This is a genomic window from uncultured Paraglaciecola sp. (assembly GCF_913058035.1).
GTDB lineage: Bacteria > Pseudomonadota > Gammaproteobacteria > Enterobacterales > Alteromonadaceae > Paraglaciecola.
This window is the reverse complement of sequence record NZ_CAJXPA010000004.1, coordinates 1-18,459: the sequence shown is the minus strand read 5'-3', so window position 1 is coordinate 18,459 and position 18,459 is coordinate 1. Positions and strand designations below refer to the sequence as shown.

Sequence of the window (18,459 nt, the reverse complement as noted above, 5' to 3'; positions counted from 1 at the left end):
GTTATAAGCTATAAATAAAAGTGTAAAAGCACTAATCTTTGTTATTAAAACGTTAAAAATTGTTGTTTATTTGGTAAAGCAAGCTATTTAGTGCTGAATTAATATGCAAAATAAATGAATGATTAGTCTTTGATGGCTTAGTTAGATGTTTTAAACTTATACTAAATTTTGATCCCAGTAACATTCTTGCTAGCATGTATCAAAATGGCAATAGTCAGAGTTTTTTGAGACCTCCGTATTATGACGAAAATGACCTCAGTTGATCCTTGGGCGATCCGTATCGCTCAGTTTATTAATCGCTTCGGTGCGGTTAAAGCCAGTATTTTATTCGTTATTATGACTTTAATATTTACCTTTGCCGGCACTTATTTCCTTAGGCCTATCATCAGCGATAAGGCTCATACGGAAGATTTTTTGATTGCTGTTGTGCTGACATTGCTCAGTGCACCTTGGGTATTGTGGTTTTTTAGTGAACTAGTTAAACAGTTGGAGCGCTCAAGAGAAAGCCTAGCAGAGGCTGTGACCCAATTAGAAAAATTACTCAAGGAAGATGAATTACTCAACCGCACTTTACAAAACAATATTAAGCAGCTTAATCACGAAATTGAACAGCGAAAAAATGCTCAGCTAGAGCGCGAAAGTGTTTTCACTGATTTAGAACGAGAAATCACTGAGAAATCTGAAAAAGAACAGCAAGCGTTACGTTTATCGATTTTGTTGAGATCTATTATCGATGCGTCACCAGATTTGATTTATTATCGCAATCAAGAAGGACAGTTTGCCGGTTGTAATCGTGTGGCTGAACAAATGACCGGTAAGACAGAACAAGAATTGATTGGCTTAACACCTCATCAAGTATACGACGAAGAGCTAGCCAGCCAGGTTGTTGCAAGCGATCAAGACGTTCTTGAAAACGACATCAGTATTACAGAGGAACTCTGGCTGCGCTTTGCTGACGGCCGCCGTCGATACTTTGAAATGCGCAAGGTGCCATTTTTTAGTGCAGACAACACTCGTCTTGGTTTACTTGCTTTTGGTCGAGACATTACTGAGCGTAAGCAAGCTGAAAATGCGGTAGCAAAAGCTAACAGAGATAAGACTGCATTTATTGCGACAATTAGTCATGAGTTGCGAACGCCACTTAATGGCATCGTCGGCTTAAGTAGAATGTTGCGTGATACCGACCTGACTAGCGAACAATTCGCCTGGGTCAGTACAATTTATGCGAGTGGCATTACTTTAGGTAATATATTTAACGACATTATCGATCTAGATCGTTTAGGTAGGGACAGACTCGAATTGTCTCTAAAAACGGTGTCTATAAAAGACTTTACCCAAGAACTAGGCAGTATTATAGAGTTATTAGCTAATGATAAGGAACTAACTTTTACTTCGCATGTAGAAGAACCTTTGCCTGCGTTAGTCGAGGTAGATGGCACACGTTTGAGACAAATTTTGTGGAACTTATTGTTTAATGCGGTCAAATTCACTCAAAAAGGTACGGTTTCTTTAGAAGTAAAAGCGGAGAAAATTGATTCTGAGACATCCATGGTCACATTTAAGGTGTGTGATACGGGGGTGGGTATTCCACAGCAAGATATAGATAAAATTTTTGCTATGTATTATCAAGTCGATACACCTGAACATCAAAGCGCCACAGGTACTGGCATTGGTTTGGCTATCTGCCAACAAATGGTGTCTTTGATGAATGGCAAAATTAGCGTTAGCAGTGAGATGGGAGATGGAACCTGTTTTACGGTTGATTTACCACTTTCTATCAGCAAGAAGCCTATTCAAGTTGAAACATTGAAAGTGACTGGTTTGCAGATATTGTTGGTGGAAGACATCGAATTAAATGTGATGGTCGCCAAAGCCCTACTGGAAAAACTCGGACAACATGTTGACGTAGCTATGACAGGTAATGAGGCTATTTCTAAAGCGCGTGATAAACAATATGATTTGATTTTACTGGACATTCAATTACCAGATATGAACGGTTTTGAAGTCGCAAATGTGCTGCATGAAGAATCTTTGGTAGAGCAAACTAGTATTGTAGCGTTGACTGCAAATGTGATTAAAACACGTCAAGAATATCTTGATAACGGTATGGACGATATTATCTCTAAGCCAGTCAAAAAGAGTCGAATTATTGAAGTATTTAATAATTTGTTTTGCGAACAACCACGTGTACCTTACCAACCTGCACCGACTCCTAAAAAAGACCAACTGAACATTTATCTCGATTTGGAGTTGTTACAAATGTTGGTGGACACAATAGGGCACGAAATGGTGCGTACCAGTGTCAAAGTATTTCAGGAAAAGATACCTGAATATTTGGAGATTTTACAACTTAGTTTAAGTGCTGACGAGAAAGATGAAGTGTGTTCACAAGCGCACAAAATAAAAGGTGCTGCAGGTTCGGTAGGTCTATCTAGAGTGCAAAAAATAGCGAATGAAATCCAGCAGGGAGATCATCCAGCTTGGTGGCAAAATGTGCATGACTGGGTCGAACAATTAAATGAAGCTGCTACTCAAGATTTGCAAAAATTAATCAATTGGTTGAGTCAGCAAGACATAGATGATTAAAAAAGCCCAGTCTAATGATGCCATTACCTAGCCAATTCTTAATTTACCGACATTAATGATGAATTTTTTGTTGGTAAATTTTCTTTTTAGAAACTGTATTAAATCTTAACCATTGTAATAAATGGTAAAATAAATAATAAAAAATAGGTTATTTAAGTTATGTCTAAATTTGATCCAGTTGATCATTCACATCGTCGTCGAAATCCATTAACTGGCGATTGGGTATTAGTTTCACCTCATAGAGCGAAACGTCCCTGGCAAGGTCAGGTAGAAAAACCACAATCAATCAACACTACAGCTCATGACTCAGAATGTTATCTGTGTTCCGGTAACACACGTATTAATGGTGAAATAAACCCTGAGTATGACGGCACATTTGTATTCATTAATGACTTTGCTGCGCTAATGAAAGATACCCCTGCATCAGAACAGTCAAACGATGATCTTTTTACTATGCAAGCGGCTAGAGGCACGAGCCGAGTTATTTGTTTTTCTCATGAGCACAACAAGACATTACCTGAACTATCGTTGTCTGCTTTAGAAAAAGTAATTGAAACATGGCAAGTGCAGGTCGCCGATTTATCAAAAGAATATGTTTGGGTACAAGTATTCGAAAATAAAGGGGCCGCTATGGGTTGTTCTAACCCCCATCCCCATGGACAAGTCTGGGCGAACGATTTTATTCCCAATGAAGTAGCTAAAGCCCAAGCCAGTCAAAAAGCTTATTTTGATAAACATGCAAGTTCGATGTTGTTAGATTATGCAAAAAAAGAGTCAGCAGATGGCACTCGTACAGTTGTCGAAACAGAACACTGGATAGCAGTTGTGCCATATTGGGCCGCGTGGCCATTTGAAACTATCCTGATGCCAAAATTTTCCTGTGCCAGACTAACCAATGTCAACGACTTGCAAAAAGCAGACTTGGCTATTGTCATTAAAAAGTTAACCAGTCGGTACGATAATTTGTTCCAATGTTCTTTTCCTTACTCAATGGGCTGGCATGGCGCACCTAATAATCTAGAGTCGACTCAACATTGGCAAGTCCATGCACATTTTTATCCACCTTTGTTACGCTCAGCTACTGTGCGTAAATTTATGGTGGGTTATGAAATGATGGCTGAGCCACAAAGAGATTTAACTCCGGAGCAGGCAGCGCAGCGTTTACAGCTGCTCAGCGATATTCACTACAATGAATCGGCTGGAGCCTAAGTTTATGTATCATAATAAGTCAAAGCCTGAACTTAACATATCTCAAAATATGTTAACTAAACTGGACACCATTTTTTCTCAGACATTTGGAGCTAAACCTGCTCGACGCTTTCAAGCGCCAGGTAGGGTTAATTTAATAGGTGAACATACAGATTATAACGATGGTTTTGTTCTACCTTGCGCCATTGATTATCAAACATTAGTAGCAGTCACGCCTAGAGATGACATGACTGTCTCAGTGGTAGCCGTCGATTGTAATAATGAAAAAGATGAGTTTTCACTCGATTGCGAAATCGAGACTCACCCTTCACAGTTGTGGAGTAATTACGTACGTGGTGTTATCAGACACCTTCAACTGAGAGGGCATGTATTTAAAGGTGCCAACTTAGCGATAGCCGGAAATGTACCGCAAGGAGCCGGATTAAGTTCGTCTGCCTCTTTAGAAGTGGTAATAGGTGAAACGTTTCGTAGTTTATACCAATTGCCACTAACAAAAGCAGACGTGGCACTCAACGGCCAAGAAGCTGAAAATCAATTCGTAGGATGCCAATGCGGGATCATGGATCAAATGGTCAGCGCCTGTGGTTCAAAATTTAACGCCTTGTTACTAGATTGCCGTTCGTTAGATGCAGAGCTGATTCCTATGCCTGAAGGCTTAGCAGTGGTGATCATCAACTCCAATGTGAAACGTGGTTTAGTCGATAGCGAATACAATACCCGCCGTCTACAATGCGAAGAGGCAGCCCATACGCTGGGGTTAAAAGCCTTACGTGATATCAGCTTGACTCAGTTACAGAATAGCAAACATAAGCTACCCGAAGTAGTCTACCGTCGTGCTCATCATGTTGTATCAGACAATGAACGTACAATTTTAGCTGCGCAGGCTCTTAGAAAAAATAATGTTGCTCAGTTATCACAATTAATGGCCCAGTCGCATATATCCATGCGTGATGATTTTGAAATTACCGTCCCCCCCATCGATTTTGCTGTAAAAATTCTAACTGAATATCTAGGCGATAAAGGTGGCGTACGTATGACTGGTGGTGGTTTTGGTGGCTGTATAGTTGCTCTTATGCCACACGACATGGTTGGTGGTGCTAAACAGCTTATAGCTGAGAAATACGAAGCCAAGACCGGTTATAAAGAAACTATTTATATTTGTAGTGCCAGTGATGGTGCAGGGGAGATCTGATTCTTGAAATATGGAAGCGCAGCCAAAGCAGTGACTTGCGTTTTCAGTTTTTTAATATGTATTCCTAACATCAACCAAAACTCAAACCTTTTCAATGACACTTTTAACATCTAGATGTTGGTAAGTAACCACTTAGTTGCTGGCATATCTATGCATTATTTTGCTTAGCTAAAATAACTAACAATATCCCACCTAGGATAATCGAAGCCGATACCGCAAGATGTAAGCTTATAGGTTCATTAACTAATAGTATTCCGCCTAAAGCAGCCCAAATTGGCACTGAAAGCTGACACACTGCTGCAATACTGGGTTTTAACTTAGGCACTACTTGATACCAAATCGTGTAGCCAACACCTGAAGCTAGAGCACCAGAGCCAAACGTGTAGAGCAACCCCTTTGAGCTGATATGTATACCAAAGTTAAAATACATGACTATCAAAGCTATAATGGCAATGGGTACTAACCGAATAAAATTACTGGCTGTATCGTAAAGTGGGTTAGTTGATTTAGCACCAATTAAGCTATACCTGCCCCAAGCTATGCCCGCTAAAATCATGAGTAAACAACCCATTAAGCTGGGCTTTTCTAATTCTGGAAAAACAAAATAAATGAACCCAAATAGAGATAGTAAGATACCAGTATATTCTTGAAAACCCATTTTATTGCCAACTAACCATCCCTTAAACAGCATCGTGAACTGTACTGCAGCGAATAAAATTAGCGCTCCTGTTGCAGTGCTTAGAGTGATATATGCATAGGAAAAGCTTGCCACATAAACAAACAAAAACAACGTACCAGCCTGACTACCATATTGATGGATATTGGCTATAACAGATCTGTCTTTGATGGTAATGATGAATGCCAAGATAAATGCCGCACACAGCAATCGAATAGATGTGAAATCTGCAGGGTCAACCTGCTCTTCATGTAATGCGAGTCGACACAATATAGAATTAGCTGCAAAGGCGAACAAGGCAGAAAATGTTAATACAATTTTACGAGAAAAACTCAAGTCTAGATTAACAGCCAAGTAGCTGAGCCTAAAAATGCGAATATACCCACTACATCAGTGATAGTCGTTAAAATGACGCTACCGGCTAAAGCGGGATCTATTTTTAATTTTTTCATTATGATGGGCAAGCTTGCACCTGCTAATCCCGCGGCGACCATATTGATTAGCATAGCAAAGGCGATGACTGCGCCTAACATTAAGTCTTGTTTCCAAATGGCAATCACAGATGCTATCAGTACAGACCATATCACCCCATTTAAAAAACCAATGCCTAATTCTTTGCTAATCAGCCACCTGGCGTTAGCTGAGTTAACATGTCCTAATGCCATTCCTCGAATAACTAAGGTAAGTGTTTGATTACCTGCTACCCCTCCCATGCTAGGCACTATGGTATTGAGTATCGCCAACACTGCAAGCTGGCTCAAGGTTGCTTCAAATAAGTCACTGACAGCAGCTGCCATTAAGGCAGTAAGTAAGTTGACACCTAACCACACTGAACGACGTTGAGTACTTTTGACAACGGGGGCAAAAGTATCTTCTTCATCGTCTAAGCCAGCCATGCTCATCATTGAGTGTTCTGCGTCTTCACGAATAATATCTACCACATCATCAATAGTAATACGGCCTAACAATTGATTGTTTTGGTCTACCACAGGTGCGGATAACCAGTTATAACGTTCAAATAAACTGGCCACTTCGTTATCCATCATATCAGCAGGAATGGCTTCAGAATTTTTGATTAATGATTCTATTGGTGTATCGGCAGCAGCAGTTATAAGACGCGTGAGAGCCACTCCACCCATTAGATTATCATTGCGGTCAACTACATATAAGGTATCAGTGTGCTCAGGTATATCGCCTTTGAGGCGTAAATATCGCAGGATTACATCTACATTAATGCCAGGGCGAAGTGTAATCGCATCGGTATTCATAATAAATCCGGCAGTTTCTTCACCATAAGATAAGCCAAGCTCTGCACGTGAACGGTCTTGTTCGTCCATGGCAGCCAATAAATCTTGTGCCACTTCTTGGGGTAAACCACGCAATGTATCTACTAGGTTGTCGGTGTCCATCTCTTCTAGGGCATCGGCAACCTTTTCTGGTAGCATATTTCTGATAATACCATTACGTACATCATCAGATAGTTCTTCGAGCACATCACTGTAAAGGTCAGGTTGGATAAGTTGCCAAATATCTAACCGATTGCGGCTACGGCTTGACTCTAAAAGCAAAGCAACATCACAGGGCTTTAATTGTTGCAACATCTTTTTGGCTAGACCAGTTTGACCGCTACCTAACGCTTCATTGATGTCATGAAGTTGGTTGTTACTGCTTTTGGCTTCGAAGGTATTTGGCATGGCTCAGATCAACTTACTCATTATGAGTTAATGGCTTTCTAATTATTGGTGTGAATCGTTAAAACAGCAGCTAAAATTAGAGACAGTCTGCCAATTTTGACAAATGTCTCTAAATTACTCGTCTTCGTTAAACCTCGTAACGATTAACGTTTCAACGGCATCTAATGCCGCTTGTGCATCTTTCCCTTCACTCACCACTTTGACTTCTTTTCCCTGATGACTTTCGAGCATCATTAAGCCTAGAACACTATTTGCAGACGCTTGTTTGTCACCCTGATGCAGGGTTATTTTTGCATCAAATTTATTTGTTAGCTGAACAAGCTGAGTGGCTGCTCTAGCATGGAGTCCTAATTTGTTGACAATAACCAGTATTTTTTCGACGCTTTGCATAACTAATTAATTTTGTTCACGATGACGTATCTGCACATCAGGATGAGAATTGCTAAATGTTTTAGCTAAGGTTTCTACTACGTATACTGATCTATGTTGGCCACCTGTACAACCGATGGCCACGGTTACATAGCTGCGATTATTACGTTCTAAATGTGGTAACCAGGTGGAGATTAGATTTTGAATTTGCCAAATAAACTTTGTCACTATCGGTTGTGAGCCTAAGAATATCTGCACTGGTGCGTCTAACCCTGTTAAATGTTTGAGGTCAGGCTCCCAATGAGGGTTGGGTAAAAAACGCCCATCAAATACATAATCAGCGTCTTTTGGAATGCCATGTTTAAAACCAAAGGATTCGAACACTAAGACCAGTCTAGAGCTTTTTTTACCTAAAATACGTTCACGTACTAATTCAGCCAACTGGTGAACTGATAACTGATCAGTGTCTATATATAAGTCTGCTCGTTCGGCGATAGGTGCAAGTAATTGACTTTCCGCCTGGATAGCATCAGATAAGGATTTATTTTGTTTAGATAAAGGATGAAGCCGTCTGGTCTCGCTAAAACGTCTGATCAATACGTCATCGCTGGCATCTAAATAAAGTATGGTCATATCCCAAGTTGAAGGTAAGTAATCCAGTATTTCTACTAGTTCATTGGGATTTTTGGGTAAGTTACGTACATCAATACTCACCGCAACTTGGTCGTATTCATCTACCACAGTGTGTGTAAGCGTGGGTAAAAGGTTAACTGGGATGTTGTCGACGCAATAGTAGCCAAGGTCCTCTAAAGAACGCAATACAATAGATTTACCTGAGCCAGAGCGGCCACTAATTATAATCAGTTTCATTTAACTTATTGCCTCAAATAATTCTTGGTCTGTTTTCGCTTTTCGCATAAGACTCAACGTGCTTTTGTTATTCAGTTTAGTGGCAATGGCAGATAAAGTACCTAAATGTTCGGAGGCTTTGTTTTCGGGTACTAAAATAGCAAAAAATATATCAACCGGCGCATTGTCTATGGCGTCATAGTCGATTGGTTTTTCACTGGTTACCAAAATAGCTACTACATTTTCTAAATCATGTAAGCGTCCATGTGGCAGTGCGATACCGTTGCCAATGCCAGTACTACCCATTTTTTCTCTACATGTAAGGCTAGATAAAATAGTAGCTTGATCGATATCCATTAAATATTGATTAGCAATCTGACTGATGAGTTCAAGTACTCTTTTTTTACTGGTTCCCTGGACTGTACATAAAGTGCAGTCAGGGTGAAGGATATCTTTAATTTCCATTATGGATTCTGATTATGATTGATTGTTAACATATTCAATAGCGTTTAATTTTTTCCTTATGCTTAATCACCTGTCTGTCAAGTTTATCGATTAAAGCATCTATTGCGGCATACATATCTGAGTGTTCTGAAGTAGCAAATACCTCCGATCCGCTGAGGTGTAAAGTGGCTTCAGCTTTTTGATTCAGCTTCTCCACGTTTAGGATCACATGAACGTTATTTATGTGATCAAAATGTCTTTCTAATTTGGTAAATTTTGTTTCTACGTAGTCTCTTAAAGAATCTGTAATATCTACATGATGACCGGTAAGGTTAATTTGCATATCGCCTATTCCTTCTTCAATTCGCCTAAAGTAGGCTCTTACGTTGGTTAGATGGCGGGATCAATAATGATTCCCGGTATTTTGCTATTGTTCGCCGCGCCACCATAATGCCTTGGTCGGCCAACAATTGTGCAATTTTGCTGTCACTTAGAGGTTTACTGGGCTTTTCTGCTGCTACTAACTTTTTAATTAATGCTCTGATGGCAGTGGATGAACACTCCCCACCAACATCTGTAGCTACATGGCTAGAAAAAAAGTACTTTAGCTCAAAAATACCTCTAGGAGTATGCATGTATTTTTGTGTTGTGACTCGAGAGATAGTTGACTCGTGCATGTCTACCATTTCAGCGACATCGTTGAGCACCATCGGTCTCATCATTTCGGGTCCGTGTTCAAAAAAGCCCATTTGTTGTTGCACGATACAATTAGAGACTTTAAGCAACGTTTCATTACGACTCTCTACACTTTTAATAAACCACTTAGCTTCTTGTAAATGTGAACGAATAAATTGACTATCTGAAGAGTTTTTGACTGTTTTACTCATCGCCGCATATTGCTGATTAACGTTGAGCTTAGGTAGGCTGTCCGGGTTAAGTTCTACCGTCCACCGGCCATTTTTTTTCGCTACTGAGACATCTGGAATTACGTACTCTGAATTCCCCGTGACTATTGCGGTCCCTGGTCTGGGATTAAGAGTTTGCAATAAACGCATGGCTTCGCGTAACTCTTCTTCTTTGAGGCGTGTTTTACGCATTAGGGTACGGTAGTCTTTACTACCAATAAGGTCGCAAAAATCAGTAATCAACATCTTAGCTTCTTCTAACCAAGGTGTATCCGGTGCAAACTGCCGTAGTTGGATCAACAAACATTCTTGCGCACTGCGTGCTCCTGAGCCTACGGGATCAAACATCTGTATACGCTTGAGCACCACAGCCACTTCATCAAGATCAATCTCTTCGTCATCCATACTAGTTAGCACCTCTTCTATGCTAATAGTCAGATAGCCTGCTTCATCGATAGAGTCAATAATGGCCATCGCAATACCAATATCGGTGTCACTAAAATGAGTTAAACGCATTTGCCAAAGCAAATGTTCCTGAATGTTTTCCGTGGTTTCGCCTTGAAATATTTGGTCGTCATCACCTGCAGAGCCAGCACTGCTCATGGGTGCTGGGGCTGATGAAGCACTGAGGTATTCATCCCAAGTACTATCTAAAGGTAAGTCTTCTGGTATATCATTATTTTGAAGAGCATCAACACTATCAACGCTATCTGTATTTACATCAGCCTGGGCTGCATCCCCATCTTTGGTATCAGCACTGTGGTTGGTTTCAAGGGCTTTTTCACCGCTACCACTATCATTCTGCTCGTCTACTTCTAATAAAGGATTAGAGTCTAAAGCTTCTTGAATCTCAGCTTGTAAGTCCAACGTAGACAACTGCAAAAGCTTGATAGCTTGTTGCAGTTGAGGTGTCATTGTAAGTTGTTGACTAAATCTTAACTGTAAAGAGGGTTTCATTTACTTCTTATGTCTAATCTGTTGTTAACAGCCGAGTTAAACTCTTCATTCTAGAAATTGCAGCTGTGTTGTAGAAGTTATCCCACTTCAATGATATGTAAACTAAATACTCATGAAGTTCGTCAGTTTGACGGTTTTACTGAAATCCTGATACATCGAGTTGCCGATAACACAACTATAGCCTGAATTGTTCACCTAGGTATACATCTCTTACACGTTGATCACTTAAAACTTCTTCCGAAGTACCAGATGCTATCAACTCGCCATGACTAACTATGTACGCTTTTTCACATACATCTAAAGTTTCACGTACGTTATGGTCGGTAATTAATACACCTAATCCTCTATCGCGTAACTGCTTAATTATTTTTTTTATATCGTTAACAGATATGGGGTCAACACCTGCGAAGGGTTCGTCTAACAATATGAACTCTGGGTCAGCTGCTAAAGCTCGGGCAATCTCTACCCTTCTGCGTTCGCCACCAGATAAACTCATACCTAAACTATTGCGTATATGGTTGATATTAAATTCGTCTAATAATGAGTCTGCCTGCTGCTCTCTTTGTTCTTCAGACAATTCTTTGCGAGTTTGTAATATTGCCATCAGATTTTGATAAACAGTTAATTTCCTGAATATCGATGCTTCCTGAGGTAAATAACCAATACCTTGTCTGGCACGCACATGCATAGGTTGTAGAGTCAGATTTTGTTGGTCAATATAAATGTCACCTTTGTCCAAGGGGACCAAGCCAACAATCATATAAAAGGTTGTGGTTTTACCCGCACCATTAGGCCCTAATAAGCCCACTATTTGACCTGTCGATACTTCAATGCTGACATCTCGTACCACTTGTCTCGACTTGTAAGACTTGGCTAAATGTGTGGCTTTTAATACGGCCATTAAGGTTGTTTATCCTGTTCAGATGCTTTGAGCTTTGATACTGGCTGAAACGTTGTAATGACACGTCCACTGTCTTGATCACTACCTTGAGCAATGATCTGTTCCAATTCCATATTAAACTTTATCGACTCGCCTTGTACGCTACTGGAGTTCTGTTTTATCTGAGCATTACCATTTAATGATAATGAGCGAGTTTCGCGATGATACTCAATCTTATCCGCTTGTGCAGTGACTATACTGCCATCTTCTTGCTGTTGAGAATATTTTGCAGGGTTGCCAGTAGCAATAAAAATTTCATTACCTTCACCCTTGCTAGCATCTATCTCTAATTCATCTGCACTGACTTTTAATGTGCCCTGCTGAATCACAACATTGCCTTGATAAGTCGCCCTTTTGGCTATGCCATCAGCATTTTGATAAAGAGAAGCCAGTTCAATTTTTTTTGTAAAATCATCTTTCCCAGCATGACTATTTGCTGAAAATAAAAAAATCGTTAAAATACTAACGCTGTATAGACGGTTGATAAACTGTTTTAACATGGTCCAATAACTCATATCTTTGGGTTTCTAGGCTAGCAGAGAAGCCATTACTGTTAATTACATAATTTGGTCCGACAATCTCGACTGCCTGATCAGAATACATAGTCTTGTCTGCTAGGTTCACTTCAACAAAATTGGTACGAATAACTTGTACGTAGCCTTGCTCATCTAAGCTGGTAATTTTAACGTTAGTCTCAAATTGTATACGTTGGTCTTCATATAATGTACCTTCTTGGGCATCTACTTTCCACGGGTGCAGTGATTGGGCAAATAACAAATAACTGGGTTGTTTGAACAATGTGAAACCAAGCAAATCAAAACTCTCCATTTTCTGCGCATAAACCTGATGATTTATCTGACCGAACTTGTCATATAACGTGCTGCGCATTTTGCTTGCTTGGTAATTAGGTATCCAAGCTTCTTCTGTCTGTGAGTCGATGTTAACTTCATCTTTAGCCAGCCAGCCAGGTAGGCTTAAAGATATTGCTAAAATAAATAATACACCAATACACAGGGTAACGCGGTTCATATACTTGCGCCGTGAATTGTAGATAGCTGTCCGTGAGCCAAAAGAATCAAATCACACAATTCGCGCACGGCTCCAAATCCGCCTCTAGTACGTGTTTGATAATGCGCTTGCGCTGCTAAAATAGGATGGCCATCTTGTACGCACACATTGCATTGCGACACCTGAAACATGCCCAAATCTGGCATGTCATCTCCTATTGCTGCTGTTTCACTAGCGATAATGGATAATCTTTTTTGCAATGTTTGTAAGGCAGGTTGTTTGTCTTCACACCCTTGGAATATATACTGTACTCCAAGAGCAGTCATACGCCGTTCTACCATGTTTGATTTACGCCCAGTAATAACCGCTACTTGTACACCAATTTTTTGCAACGCTTTGACACCATAACCATCTCGAGTGTGAAATGCCTTGAGTTCCTCTCCATCTTGACCCATGTATATCCGACCGTCAGAAAATACACCATCAACATCACAGGCTAGCAATTTTATCTGTTTGAGCTTTGTTAATAGCTCTTTTTCTACAGGCCCGTAAGGGGTATCAATCATAGACATTAAATGATCCCCGCTTGGAGTAGTAGCTGTATATTGATAGCACCTATCGGTTTGCCTGAAGAATCGGTTACAAACAGCGAACTAATTTTGTGCTTTTGCATTAATTTGAGCACTTCTGCAGCCAACATTTCTGGTTTGGCTGTGATGCTATTAACTGTCATTATTTGCTGGATTTTAGTTTTGTGGATGTCAATTTTGTCATCTAACACTCGTCGCAAATCACCATCAGTAAAAATACCTAATAATTTACCTTGGTTGTCGATGACGCCAGCCATACCTAAAGCTTTTTGTGAAATAACCAACAAAACCTCACTTAAAGCTTGTTTTGCTGAAACTAAAGGTAAACTTTGGCCTTTGACCATAACGTCCTCTAATTTTAGCAATAGCTTTCTACCTAGAGAACCGCCGGGATGTGACAATGCAAAATCTTCAGATGTAAAGCCTCGGGCATCAAGTAACGCCACTGCCAGTGCATCTCCCATTACGAGGGTGGCGGTGGTGCTTGAAGTTGGGGCAAGGCCTAATGAGCAAGCTTCCTGTTCTACTTTGATGCAAACGTTAACGTCTGCATATCTTCCAAGTGTGCTTTGGGAATTTGATGTCATGGCTACAATAGGCACACCCATACGCTTCACCACAGGTATCAAAGCTAATAGTTCTGCCGTTTCGCCTGAATTTGAAATAGCCAATAAGATATCTTGTTCTGTAAGCATACCCAAGTCACCATGATTGGCTTCGGCAGGATGCATAAAAAAAGAGGGTGTGCCTGTGCTGGAAAGTGTGGCAGATATTTTATGGCCAATATGCCCCGATTTTCCCATTCCACAAACGATTATCTTGCCTTTACAAGGTAAGATTAATTGACAAGCTTGTACAAAATTGTCGTCAATATATTGAGCCAACTGTGCGATAGCTCTTTGCTCAATTTCCAATACTCTTAAGGCAGATTGTTTCATCATAATGTAATTCTAAGTGTTAATATGTTAACTAAATAACAAAAACTGATAACTAAAGAAGCAGGTTATCAGACACAAACCTTCTACTCGGTTGATACATCTACTTCCTTTTAAATTAAAGCTAAATATGATGAGTAACAAGGTTAACCCAAGCATGACGTAGCTGTCCCGCGTTGCGGCATTTTCGTCCACCACGCCCGGCGCAATAAGACCAGGCATAGCCAAAACTGCTAAAAGGTTGAAGATATTTGAGCCAATAATATTACCTAAAGCAAGATCATCTTCGTTTTTCAACACCCCGGCGATGCAGGCGGCCAACTCTGGTAAGCTTGTTCCAATCGCGATAATAGTCAAACCAATCACTAATTCACTTAAACCAAAGTATCGGGCTATCGTCTCAGCAGAATCTACCATAAAGTAAGCACTTAACGGCAGTAATATCATGCCTATTGTTAACCACATCACCGCTTTTGAAGTAGACACACCAGAAGGAATTTCATTTTCAGTTTCGGGTTGAAGAGGATCGCCTTTTTCCATATTAAAAGACATCCAAGTAAGCCCGCCTATAACCACGAAGAATAAAGTAATTAAAATAATACCTTCAGTCTTAAGCAGTAAAAAATCAGACAAAAAATATACAGCGAGTAGGCTGACAACTAACAACACTGGCATTTCTTTTTTCAGGGTACTTGAGGCAATTGATAGGGGTTTAAGCAGGGCGGTTAATCCGAGCACTAAAGCAATGTTGGTTATGTTTGAACCAAGGGCGTTACCCACAGCGGTATCCGTATTGCCATTAAACGAGGCAGTGGCAGCTACCATTATCTCTGGAGCAGATGAACCCATAGCGACTATGGTTAAACCAATAATCATAGGAGATATGCCCATGTTTTTAGCTAACACTGAGGCGCCAAATACAAATCTGTCTGCGCCCCAACTCAAAATAATAAGCCAAATTAGGAAATAACAAGCTTCTAAAATCACAAAATTTCACTTCTAGTTTGATTACATTCAATTGTCGCAAAAAGCTAAGGCTTTGCATATGAATGTTAATATAAATAAGTTTCGCAATATTTTGCTGATCCAAGGGTTTTAAACAACAAATACTGATTTAAGGTATTGATATGTGTGCCCTAACTAAGAATGCAAGTAGGTGAGGGGTATTTGATTTACTCGATTTAAGCTTCAAAGCAGTGCCCCAGACTCATCAAGATTAAGAACAATAGTAATCGTCAAACTAGTATTCAGTGATATTTGTATTAAATCGTATATACCTTGTTACTTTTGTCTTTGTTATTTGATGTATAAAACTAATACAATGGTAACTATTATTGATGAGTTGTTTAATACGTATAGCTCATTTAACCAAAATGGAATGTTAGTATCTTAATGGAAAATTTGATTGAAATTAACAATCTTACCTTTAGCCGCAGTGGTCGAGTCATATACGATGATATTTCACTGCAGATTAAAAAAGGTAAGACCACCGCTATTATGGGTCCCAGTGGCATTGGAAAAACCACTATGTTGCGCTTGATGGGCGGTCAATTAGTGCCTGACGAAGGTGATGTAAAATTTAAGGGGGAGTCTATACCGGGTATGCGCCGTAACCGTCTATTTGAAGTGCGAAGACAAATGAGCATGCTTTTTCAAAGCGGAGCCTTGTTTACCGATATGTCAGTGTTTGATAATATTGCTTTTCCACTTCGGGAACATACAAAATTATCAGAATCGATTATTCACACGATAGTGATGTTGAAATTACAAGCCGTGGGTTTGAGAGGCGCGGCAAATTTAATGCCTGCTGAATTATCCGGCGGCATGGCACGACGAGCAGCACTAGCAAGAGCGATTGCCCTTGATCCAGAGTTGATTATGTATGACGAACCCTTCGCAGGACAAGACCCTATTTCAATGGGAGTTTTAGTCAAGCTCATTAAAGCTTTAAATGATGCTTTACAATTAACCAGTGTTGTTGTCACTCATGATGTAACAGAAGTGTTAACTATCGCAGACTATATATATATTTTAGCGGAGAAAAGAATCATAGGAAGTGGTACTCCAGAGCAGATTATAAATAGTGAATCTCCGCTAGTTCAACAATTTTTGAAAGGCGAAGCAGATGGTCCGGTACCTTTCCACTTTCCTGCAACTACCACCACTGAGGCTTTTTTGGGTAGCTCATCATGAATTGGTTTATAAATTTAGGAACAAATACTCTTAATCGCTTAGAAATGTTTGGCCGAGCCACACTCATGCTGTTTGGCGCCATTATTGCTAAACCTCAGCCTTTAAAAATGATACCGCTCACAATTAAGCAAATATATGTAGTAGGTGTGCAGTCGTTACTTATCGTTGTCGTTTCTGGTTTATTTATTGGTATGGTAATGGCGTTGCAGGGTTATACTATTTTGGTTAGTTATGGCGCTGAAGGCAGCCTTGGTCCAATGGTCGCTTTATCCTTATTGAGGGAGTTAGGTCCGGTGGTTACCGCTTTATTGTTTGCCGGACGAGCGGGATCTGCACTCACGGCTGAAATCGGATTAATGAAGGCAACAGAACAACTTAGTAGTTTAGAAATGATGGCGGTTGATCCACTGCGAAGAATCATTGGGCCGCGTCTTTGGGCAGGCATCATATCCATGCCAATGTTAGCGCTGATATTTAGCGCGGTTGGTATATTGGGTGGACATTTAGTCGGTGTGGATTGGTTAGGCGTAGATTCAGGCAGCTATTGGTCGATTATGCAGTCAACTGTTGATTGGAATAAGGACGTGGTAAACGGTATTATAAAGAGCGTAGTGTTTGCGTTTGTGATTACGTGGATTGCCACTTTTAAAGGTTACGATTCTATCCCTACCTCTGAGGGAATAAGTAAAGCAACAACAGAAACCGTGGTGTTTTCATCATTAGCAGTTCTTGGGCTAGATTTTATTATGACTGCATTAATGTTTGGAATTGAGTAAAGGAAATGAGAATGAAATCGAGAAAAGTAGAATTATTAGTCGGTGTATTTGTCGCATTAACGATCGCAGCAGGGCTTATGTTATCGCTGAAAGTTGCTAATCAAAGTATGTCGACGGGTGAGGATAGTTATGTCTTATATGCCAAATTTGACAATATTGGCGGGCTGAAAGTTCGCTCAGCAGTTAAAGTCGGTGGGGTAACTGTTGGAAGAGTCGACAGCATCACACTTAACAACAGTGACTTCACTCCATTAGTGGCTATGAGTATTGCATCAGAATTTGATAAATTCCCAGAAACCAGCTCGGTATCTATTCTTACCTCGGGCTTGTTGGGAGAACAATATGTAGGTTTTCAACCAGGTTTTGTTATCGATGGTATTGAAAACTTAGCTCAGGGTGACTACATAGAAGACACTAAATCAGCCTTGGTCTTAGAAGACCTTATCGGTCAATTCTTATTCAGTAGTAACGACGGCTAAATAATGACGTTGATTGGAGAAAATAACGTGATAAATAAATGTACACTTCTTTTGTTGAGCGGAGTTTTAATTTTTTGTTCCGGAATGTCGCAGGCGCAAGATAAAAATCCTTACGTAATGTTAGAAGATGTAGCAACCAAAACTTTTAACCGGATTAAGAAAGAACGTCAACTCATAGAAGCAGACCCAGAGCTTTTGAGAACGGTTATGGAAGAGGAATTATTACCATATGTTGATTATAATTTTTCTGCATTAAAAGTTTTAGGTAAACATTATAAAAAAGTACCAAGAGAAAAAATACCAGAGTATATCAGTGTATTTCGCTCATATTTGATTACTACTTATGCATTGGCCATGGCTTATTATGATGGCCAAGAAGTTGAATTTCAGCCGGCTCGTGAAGTGACTGACGAGAGGACCGTAACTGTCAGAGCTGTGGTAAAAGAGCCAGGTCGACCTGATATTAATTTGTCTTTTAAATTGCGTAAAAATAGGAAAACTGATGATTGGAAAGCTTATGACATGGTCGCTGAAGGTATCAGCCTTTTATCTAGTAAACAGAGTGAATTTCAATCTATTTTGCGCAATGATGGAATACAAAAAGTAATCGATTTGATCTGTATCTTATATATATTTGAAGCTGCAGACAAAGTGGAT

20 protein-coding genes are annotated in these 18,459 nt (G+C 40.0%); 7 read left to right on the top strand and 13 right to left on the bottom strand.

The features are described 5' to 3' along the window. Nucleotides 1-240: 240 nt before the first annotated feature. The 3 genes from arcB to galK all read left to right on the top strand — a co-directional run bounded on the left by arcB (nt 241) and on the right by galK (nt 4,987). Entirely contained in the window at nt 241-2,586 is a 2,346-nt protein-coding gene (arcB, locus tag QZ562_RS01200; RefSeq protein WP_293755851.1) for an aerobic respiration two-component sensor histidine kinase ArcB, read from the top strand. Between the two features lie 159 nt (nt 2,587-2,745). Then, a complete protein-coding gene (gene galT / locus QZ562_RS01195; RefSeq protein WP_293755848.1) occupies nt 2,746-3,795 on the top strand; it encodes a galactose-1-phosphate uridylyltransferase in 1,050 nt (349 codons plus the stop codon). A 4-nt stretch (nt 3,796-3,799) separates the two neighbouring features. Continuing rightward, nucleotides 3,800-4,987, top strand: a complete 1,188-nt coding sequence (gene galK, locus QZ562_RS01190) for a galactokinase (protein WP_293755845.1) — start codon at nt 3,800-3,802, stop codon at nt 4,985-4,987. Between the two features lie 148 nt (nt 4,988-5,135). Here galK and QZ562_RS01185 read toward each other — a convergent pair whose 3' ends face one another. The 13 genes from QZ562_RS01185 to QZ562_RS01125 all read right to left on the bottom strand — a co-directional run bounded on the left by QZ562_RS01185 (nt 5,136) and on the right by QZ562_RS01125 (nt 15,341). Then, entirely contained in the window at nt 5,136-6,017 is an 882-nt protein-coding gene (locus QZ562_RS01185) for a DMT family transporter (protein WP_293755842.1), read from the bottom strand. Next, a complete protein-coding gene (gene mgtE, locus QZ562_RS01180) occupies nt 6,002-7,357 on the bottom strand; it encodes a magnesium transporter (RefSeq protein WP_293755840.1) in 1,356 nt (451 codons plus the stop codon). Before mgtE ends, QZ562_RS01185 begins: the two co-directional genes overlap by 16 nt. Nucleotides 7,358-7,471: 114 nt before the next feature. Beyond that, complete coding sequence (locus QZ562_RS01175) at nt 7,472-7,747, bottom strand: HPr family phosphocarrier protein (protein ID WP_293755837.1); 276 nt, start codon at nt 7,745-7,747, stop codon at nt 7,472-7,474. 6 nt (nt 7,748-7,753) lie between these two features. Then, nucleotides 7,754-8,596, bottom strand: coding sequence for an RNase adapter RapZ (gene rapZ / locus QZ562_RS01170; protein ID WP_293755834.1), 843 nt, complete (start codon nt 8,594-8,596; stop codon nt 7,754-7,756). Beyond that, nucleotides 8,597-9,040, bottom strand: coding sequence for a PTS IIA-like nitrogen regulatory protein PtsN (gene ptsN / locus QZ562_RS01165; RefSeq protein ID WP_293755831.1), 444 nt, complete (start codon nt 9,038-9,040; stop codon nt 8,597-8,599). A 34-nt stretch (nt 9,041-9,074) separates the two neighbouring features. Beyond that, complete coding sequence (hpf, locus tag QZ562_RS01160) at nt 9,075-9,362, bottom strand: ribosome hibernation promoting factor (protein WP_293755828.1); 288 nt, start codon at nt 9,360-9,362, stop codon at nt 9,075-9,077. A gap of 25 nt (nt 9,363-9,387) precedes the next feature. Continuing rightward, nucleotides 9,388-10,881 (bottom strand): RNA polymerase factor sigma-54, encoded by a 1,494-nt coding sequence (locus tag QZ562_RS01155; protein ID WP_293755824.1) that lies wholly within the window; start codon nt 10,879-10,881, stop codon nt 9,388-9,390. A gap of 175 nt (nt 10,882-11,056) precedes the next feature. Next, nucleotides 11,057-11,782, bottom strand: a complete 726-nt coding sequence (gene lptB / locus QZ562_RS01150; protein WP_293755821.1) for an LPS export ABC transporter ATP-binding protein — start codon at nt 11,780-11,782, stop codon at nt 11,057-11,059. After that, nucleotides 11,782-12,321: a lipopolysaccharide transport periplasmic protein LptA gene (gene lptA, locus QZ562_RS01145; RefSeq protein ID WP_293755818.1), complete on the bottom strand. Its 540-nt coding sequence runs from the start codon at nt 12,319-12,321 to the stop codon at nt 11,782-11,784. Before lptA ends, lptB begins: the two co-directional genes overlap by 1 nt. After that, nucleotides 12,284-12,850, bottom strand: a complete 567-nt coding sequence (gene lptC / locus QZ562_RS01140; RefSeq protein WP_293755815.1) for an LPS export ABC transporter periplasmic protein LptC — start codon at nt 12,848-12,850, stop codon at nt 12,284-12,286. The genes lptA and lptC overlap by 38 nt, the downstream gene beginning before the upstream one ends. After that, complete coding sequence (kdsC, locus tag QZ562_RS01135) at nt 12,847-13,401, bottom strand: 3-deoxy-manno-octulosonate-8-phosphatase KdsC (RefSeq protein WP_293755812.1); 555 nt, start codon at nt 13,399-13,401, stop codon at nt 12,847-12,849. Before kdsC ends, lptC begins: the two co-directional genes overlap by 4 nt. Further along, entirely contained in the window at nt 13,401-14,360 is a 960-nt protein-coding gene (locus QZ562_RS01130) for a KpsF/GutQ family sugar-phosphate isomerase (RefSeq protein ID WP_293755810.1), read from the bottom strand. The genes kdsC and QZ562_RS01130 overlap by 1 nt, the downstream gene beginning before the upstream one ends. A 24-nt stretch (nt 14,361-14,384) precedes the next feature. Further along, nucleotides 14,385-15,341, bottom strand: coding sequence for a calcium/sodium antiporter (locus QZ562_RS01125; protein WP_293755806.1), 957 nt, complete (start codon nt 15,339-15,341; stop codon nt 14,385-14,387). A gap of 405 nt (nt 15,342-15,746) precedes the next feature. Between QZ562_RS01125 and QZ562_RS01120 the strand changes: the two genes are divergently transcribed. The 4 genes from QZ562_RS01120 to QZ562_RS01105 all read left to right on the top strand — a co-directional run. Beyond that, complete coding sequence (locus QZ562_RS01120; protein WP_293755803.1) at nt 15,747-16,547, top strand: ATP-binding cassette domain-containing protein; 801 nt, start codon at nt 15,747-15,749, stop codon at nt 16,545-16,547. Further along, on the top strand, nt 16,544-17,323 hold the full coding sequence (gene mlaE / locus QZ562_RS01115) for a lipid asymmetry maintenance ABC transporter permease subunit MlaE (RefSeq protein ID WP_293755800.1): 780 nt from the start codon (nt 16,544-16,546) through the stop codon (nt 17,321-17,323). Before QZ562_RS01120 ends, mlaE begins: the two co-directional genes overlap by 4 nt. Before the next feature lie 11 nt (nt 17,324-17,334). Beyond that, nucleotides 17,335-17,802, top strand: a complete 468-nt coding sequence (gene mlaD / locus QZ562_RS01110) for an outer membrane lipid asymmetry maintenance protein MlaD (protein WP_293755797.1) — start codon at nt 17,335-17,337, stop codon at nt 17,800-17,802. An 84-nt stretch (nt 17,803-17,886) separates the two neighbouring features. Beyond that, nucleotides 17,887-18,459: ABC transporter substrate-binding protein (locus QZ562_RS01105; protein WP_293755967.1), on the top strand; the 573-nt coding region annotated here is incomplete at its 3' end.

Excerpts from the sequence above, each read along its gene's own strand:
- arcB (WP_293755851.1), top strand. The coding sequence starts at position 241 with ATGACGAAAATGACCTCAGTTGATCCTTGGGCGATCCGTATCGCTCAG.
- galT (WP_293755848.1), top strand. The coding sequence starts at position 2,746 with ATGTCTAAATTTGATCCAGTTGATCATTCACATCGTCGTCGAAATCCA.
- galK (WP_293755845.1), top strand. The coding sequence starts at position 3,800 with ATGTATCATAATAAGTCAAAGCCTGAACTTAACATATCTCAAAATATG.
- mgtE (WP_293755840.1), bottom strand. The coding sequence starts at position 7,357 with ATGCCAAATACCTTCGAAGCCAAAAGCAGTAACAACCAACTTCATGAC.
- QZ562_RS01175 (WP_293755837.1), bottom strand. The coding sequence starts at position 7,747 with ATGCAAAGCGTCGAAAAAATACTGGTTATTGTCAACAAATTAGGACTC.
- rapZ (WP_293755834.1), bottom strand. The coding sequence starts at position 8,596 with ATGAAACTGATTATAATTAGTGGCCGCTCTGGCTCAGGTAAATCTATT.
- ptsN (WP_293755831.1), bottom strand. The coding sequence starts at position 9,040 with ATGGAAATTAAAGATATCCTTCACCCTGACTGCACTTTATGTACAGTC.
- hpf (WP_293755828.1), bottom strand. The coding sequence starts at position 9,362 with ATGCAAATTAACCTTACCGGTCATCATGTAGATATTACAGATTCTTTA.
- QZ562_RS01155 (WP_293755824.1), bottom strand. The coding sequence starts at position 10,881 with ATGAAACCCTCTTTACAGTTAAGATTTAGTCAACAACTTACAATGACA.
- lptB (WP_293755821.1), bottom strand. The coding sequence starts at position 11,782 with ATGGCCGTATTAAAAGCCACACATTTAGCCAAGTCTTACAAGTCGAGA.
- lptA (WP_293755818.1), bottom strand. The coding sequence starts at position 12,321 with ATGTTAAAACAGTTTATCAACCGTCTATACAGCGTTAGTATTTTAACG.
- lptC (WP_293755815.1), bottom strand. The coding sequence starts at position 12,850 with ATGAACCGCGTTACCCTGTGTATTGGTGTATTATTTATTTTAGCAATA.
- kdsC (WP_293755812.1), bottom strand. The coding sequence starts at position 13,401 with ATGTCTATGATTGATACCCCTTACGGGCCTGTAGAAAAAGAGCTATTA.
- QZ562_RS01130 (WP_293755810.1), bottom strand. The coding sequence starts at position 14,360 with ATGATGAAACAATCTGCCTTAAGAGTATTGGAAATTGAGCAAAGAGCT.
- QZ562_RS01120 (WP_293755803.1), top strand. The coding sequence starts at position 15,747 with ATGGAAAATTTGATTGAAATTAACAATCTTACCTTTAGCCGCAGTGGT.
- mlaE (WP_293755800.1), top strand. The coding sequence starts at position 16,544 with ATGAATTGGTTTATAAATTTAGGAACAAATACTCTTAATCGCTTAGAA.
- mlaD (WP_293755797.1), top strand. The coding sequence starts at position 17,335 with ATGAAATCGAGAAAAGTAGAATTATTAGTCGGTGTATTTGTCGCATTA.